We start from the raw sequence: 4135 nt of genomic DNA, 5'->3' as shown, positions 1-4135 counted from the left end.
CCGGTCGCGGCTAACGCCTTACCGGGGCTACGGGTTCACCGCCGTCTGCGGGCCGGTAGCCCGGACAGATGCGCAGCATCGCCTCCGGGAAATAACGGTGGTGCTTCGTCAACCGCCATCCGGCAACAAGGTAAGCGCCTTATTCAAAGCGGGTGGGTATTACTCTTTTTCCAGCAGGCGCATAAAAATCGTCAGCGCTTCATCAAGCTGCTGGCGCTGCGCCGCAGAGAGTCCACTTAGCAGCTCCCGTTCATTCTCCACGTGACTTTCCACCGCCCTGTCGATTAACTCTCGCCCCTCTGGCGTCAGCGCGACCAGCATGCTGCGCGCATCGTCAGGGTTTGGCAGACGGCGAATAAACCCCCGTTTTTCCAGCGCTTTCAGACGATGGGTCATGGTGCCGGAGGTGATCATTAACGTTGAAAAGAGCTGGGTGGGCGACAGCACGAACGGTTCGCCCGCCCGCCGCAACGTCGCCAGCATATCAAACTCCCAGCGCACTAAATCATGACGAAGAAAAGCCGCTTCAATGCGCGGCTCCAGCAGCAGCGCGCAGCGTTTCAGGCGGCCAAACGGGCCCATCGGACTGCAATCGAGATCGGGACGTTCCCGTTTCCACTGTTCAAGAATGCGATCCACGGCGTCGGTCTGCGGTGATTTGTCCATTAATGCTCACTTGTCTTGATATCAAGATAAATATCGATACATACTTAGGCCACAATTTACCTTGATGTGAAGATAAAATCATGGCCTTTGTTTCGCGCAATTTGATGGTTGATCTGTTTTTAACCGCGCTGGCCCCCGCCATCTGGGGCAGCACCTATATTGTGACCTCGCAGTTTCTGCCGCCGGATCGGCCGTTTATCGCCGCGCTGCTGCGGGTGCTGCCGGCCGGGATCGCTCTGCTGATCTGGAGTCGCCGTTTCCCGCTGCGCGCCGAGTGGTGGAAGCTGATCGTTACCGGGATCCTGAATATCGGCGCGTTTCAGGCGCTGCTGTTTATTGCCGCTTATCGGCTGCCGGGCGGCCTGGCGGCGGTGATAGGGGCGATCCAGCCGCTGCTGGTGATGCTGTTAGCCTGGTGCGTCGATCGTCAGCGATCGCCCTGGCTGGCGGTGCTCTCGGCATTGATGGGGATCGCGGGAATGGCGATGCTGCTGCTGTCGCCGCAAACCACGCTCGAACCGCTGGGGATCGCCGCGGCGTTTCTGGGGGCGATGAGCATGGCGCTGGGAACCTGGCTGTCGCGTCGCTGGGCGATCGCTTTGCCGGTTATCGCGCTGACCGGCTGGCAGCTGCTGATTGGCGGTATTGTACTGGCGCCGATTGCGTTATTGGTCGATCCGCCGCTGCATCAGGTAACGCTGACTCAGGCGGCGGGTTATCTGTGGCTGTGCGTTGCCGGGGCAATGCTCGCGTATGGCCTCTGGTTCCGCGGTATTGGCCGTCTTTCTCCGGTAGCGGTATCGGCAATGAGCCTGCTGAGTCCGGTGACAGCGGTACTATTAGGCTGGATTTTCCTAGGACAAAAAATTGAGGGGCTGGCGCTGGCGGGATTGGTGATTGTGCTATTCAGCGTGCTGTCGATTCAGCGCGCGTTATCGAATAAGAGAGCTGCAGCGGGTCGGTAAATCCCGGAGGCGATGCTGCGCATCTGTCCGGGCTACCGGCCCGCAGACGGCGATGAACCTGTAGCCCGGGCAAGGCGCATCAAGCGCCGCCCCCGGGAGTAGCGTGCAGAGTGGCCAAATTTCCCGGAGGCGATGCTGCGCATCTGTCCGGGCTACCTGCCCGCAGACGGCGATGAACCTGTAGCCCGGGCAAGGCGCTTCAAGCGCCGCCCTCAGGAGTAGCGTGCAGAGCGGCCAAATTTCCCGGAGGCGATGCTGCGCATCTGTCCGGGCTACCGCACCGAAGACGGCGGTGAACCCACGCACCGGGCTGTGGGTTCACGGTTCGCCAGCAACAAAAAAAGCCCCATCAAGGGGCTCGACATTGCTGTGCTTATTATGTGGCGGGAGCCAGACCAGCCGCCGTCAGGCGACCTGTCCGGCAGCTCCCTCTGCAACCATTCGGTTATTTAGACAGCTCGGCGGTCATATGAACCTGGTTACCGGTATACGCTTCGGTAATGTGGTAAGACTGGCCCTGGTCTTTAGCAATGGCGGCGATTTTGGCTTCGGCGTTGTCCAGCGTATCAGCGGTTACGCTAACAGGCTGAGCGAAGCTAGCGAAAGAGACCAGAGACAGCATACCGGCAGCGGCAAGTAATTTTACGTTTTTCATGGTGTTTGTCCTTTTAACTTTTATGGTGGAAAGCGTTGTTGCTTTCGATGGACTTATAATAAGTCTGCTAACTATAACGCGCGTTGCAAAAAGTGCGATTTAGATCACACTTTTGTGACGGTATGATGACGAATGCCTAACTTTTAATTTTTTATTTCCAATAAAAACAAACAGATGATTTATTCTGCAGCGTCTCTTTCGCCGTAGAAAAAGATCTCAACAGCCGCGTAGTTTTCTCGCCTCGCGTGATTAATTATTTTTAATGTGAATGCATTGGGCGTTTTTTGAACAAATAAGGCGGCGATATTTCGCCCGTCAACGAAGCATTGGGCCAGGGTGAAAAGATATAGTGACCCGCACACAGATTGCGTGAGGACAATGGGATGATTGCCGTACTCTTTGAAGCCGAGGTCACTCCGGCGAGTCAGGAACGTTACTTAGCGCTGGCGGCGGAGCTGAAGCCGCTGCTGAACAATATTGACGGTTTTATTGCCATTGAGCGTTTCCAAAGCCTGACCACACCGGGGAAAATTTTGTCGCTCTCCTGGTGGCGGGATGAGGAAGCGGTGCAGGCGTGGAAACGCAACCTTTGCCATCAGGCTGCGCAGAAAGAGGGCCGGGAGAGCATTTTCGCCTGTTATCACATTCGGGTGGCTCAGGTGCTGCGCGAATATCGTGCTTAACCTGCCCATCCCCGGTACTCTGGCTGCTGTTTGTGGTTAGGGAAAATAAGCGAGGCCCTATGTTAAAGCCTGTTGAGCTGATTGAAGACGATGAGTCCCTGGCCGAAGCGATGGCGGCAGTGGCGTCGGCGATGGCGGATGCCTCGCGCCTGAAGATACTGTGCGCCTTAATGGACGGCCGGGCGTGGACGGCGACTGAGCTCTCTGCCGTCGCCGATATTTCCCCTTCGACCGCCAGCGCGCATCTTAGCCGCCTGGTCAACAGCGGTTTATTAATCTGCCTTGCCCAGGGCCGGCATCGCTACTACCGCCTCGCCGGTAGCGATGTCGCCGGTTTGCTGGAGAATATGATGACCATGGCCGGCAAGCGCGCGGTGGCGCTCGCAACCAGCACGCCGGTCAATTTGCGCCTGGCGCGCACCTGTTACGATCATCTGGCCGGAGAAGTGGCGGTATCGCTGTATGATTTTCTGCAGCGTGAAGCGTGGATAACGCCTGACGGAACGGCGCTGACGCCCGCCGGGGAAGCGCACTTTGCGCGGCTGGGAGTGGTGGTGAAGCGCGGCTCCCGGCGCAAAGCCTGCTGCGGCTGTCTGGACTGGAGCGAACGACGCTTTCATCTTGGGGGAGCGGCGGGCGCGGCGCTGCTGCAGCACGGTCTGGAGAACGGCTGGTTTAGCACTACCGCGGGATTTCGCGAAGTGACGATTACGCCGGCAGGGTGGCGCGCGTTGTATCTGCATTTTCAACTGACGAAAAAGGGAGACTGCTGACGGATTAGGATTGTTCTCTCTGTAGAGAAATAACCTTTTATGCAACTATAGGTTGCTATATTGTTATATTCCATATCGTCTTTTCCCCTTCAGTGTAAATAACAATAGCTTTGTTTCTTGCTATCAATCCCCAGTAATTAATAGTTGTGAGCTATCTGTTACATTGATTAACAGCTCGTGAACATATGTATATTTGTCAGCGAAAAATAGCATTCTTTGACGCCGACAGCCTTGACGAATTCTTTTATCGAGTTCGTTCCTGACGCCTTAAATATTGCGGCTTCCGGTCAGTCGAAGTTTCTATTAACAGTTGCAAAAGTGAGCATCGCAAATCGCTTCTGACTTTTGTGCGTATTAACTGTTTGCTCATTGATACTTAATTCACTCTGACAA

At 56.0% G+C, this 4135-nt stretch carries 5 protein-coding genes; 3 read left to right on the top strand and 2 right to left on the bottom strand.

Going from position 1 to position 4135, the window contains the following annotated elements:
- Nucleotides 1-159 precede the first annotated feature (159 nt).
- Nucleotides 160-666 (bottom strand): MarR family winged helix-turn-helix transcriptional regulator, encoded by a 507-nt coding sequence (locus tag ACESQ2_RS25905; protein WP_046876719.1) that lies wholly within the window; start codon nt 664-666, stop codon nt 160-162.
- 80 nt (nt 667-746) lie between these two features.
- Here ACESQ2_RS25905 and ACESQ2_RS25900 point away from each other — a divergent pair, with 80 nt between their 5' ends.
- Complete coding sequence (locus ACESQ2_RS25900; RefSeq protein ID WP_049072093.1) at nt 747-1631, top strand: EamA family transporter; 885 nt, start codon at nt 747-749, stop codon at nt 1629-1631.
- A 445-nt stretch (nt 1632-2076) separates the two neighbouring features.
- On the opposite strand, the gene ACESQ2_RS25895 is transcribed toward ACESQ2_RS25900, so the two are convergent.
- A complete protein-coding gene (locus ACESQ2_RS25895; RefSeq protein ID WP_014226701.1) occupies nt 2077-2286 on the bottom strand; it encodes a YdgH/BhsA/McbA-like domain containing protein in 210 nt (69 codons plus the stop codon).
- A gap of 383 nt (nt 2287-2669) precedes the next feature.
- On the opposite strand from ACESQ2_RS25895, the gene ACESQ2_RS25890 reads away from it, so the two are divergent.
- Together ACESQ2_RS25890 and ACESQ2_RS25885 are read left to right on the top strand one after the other, a co-directional pair.
- A complete protein-coding gene (locus ACESQ2_RS25890) occupies nt 2670-2969 on the top strand; it encodes an antibiotic biosynthesis monooxygenase (protein ID WP_014226700.1) in 300 nt (99 codons plus the stop codon).
- A 59-nt stretch (nt 2970-3028) separates the two neighbouring features.
- Nucleotides 3029-3742 (top strand): helix-turn-helix transcriptional regulator, encoded by a 714-nt coding sequence (locus ACESQ2_RS25885; RefSeq protein ID WP_046876722.1) that lies wholly within the window; start codon nt 3029-3031, stop codon nt 3740-3742.
- The last annotated feature ends 393 nt before the right edge of the window (nt 3743-4135 follow it).

It is taken from the genome of Klebsiella sp. Q11 (assembly GCF_964241505.1).
In the GTDB taxonomy this organism is placed as follows: Bacteria; Pseudomonadota; Gammaproteobacteria; order Enterobacterales; family Enterobacteriaceae; genus Klebsiella; species Klebsiella michiganensis.
Note: the sequence above shows the minus strand (reverse complement) of the source record. Positions and strands in the feature narration are given on the sequence as shown.

Bases quoted from the DNA above. Each gene is read 5' to 3' on its own strand.
- ACESQ2_RS25905 (WP_046876719.1), bottom strand. From the start codon at position 666: ATGGACAAATCACCGCAGACCGACGCCGTGGATCGCATTCTTGAACAG.
- ACESQ2_RS25900 (WP_049072093.1), top strand. From the start codon at position 747: ATGGCCTTTGTTTCGCGCAATTTGATGGTTGATCTGTTTTTAACCGCG.
- ACESQ2_RS25895 (WP_014226701.1), bottom strand. From the start codon at position 2,286: ATGAAAAACGTAAAATTACTTGCCGCTGCCGGTATGCTGTCTCTGGTC.
- ACESQ2_RS25890 (WP_014226700.1), top strand. From the start codon at position 2,670: ATGATTGCCGTACTCTTTGAAGCCGAGGTCACTCCGGCGAGTCAGGAA.
- ACESQ2_RS25885 (WP_046876722.1), top strand. From the start codon at position 3,029: ATGTTAAAGCCTGTTGAGCTGATTGAAGACGATGAGTCCCTGGCCGAA.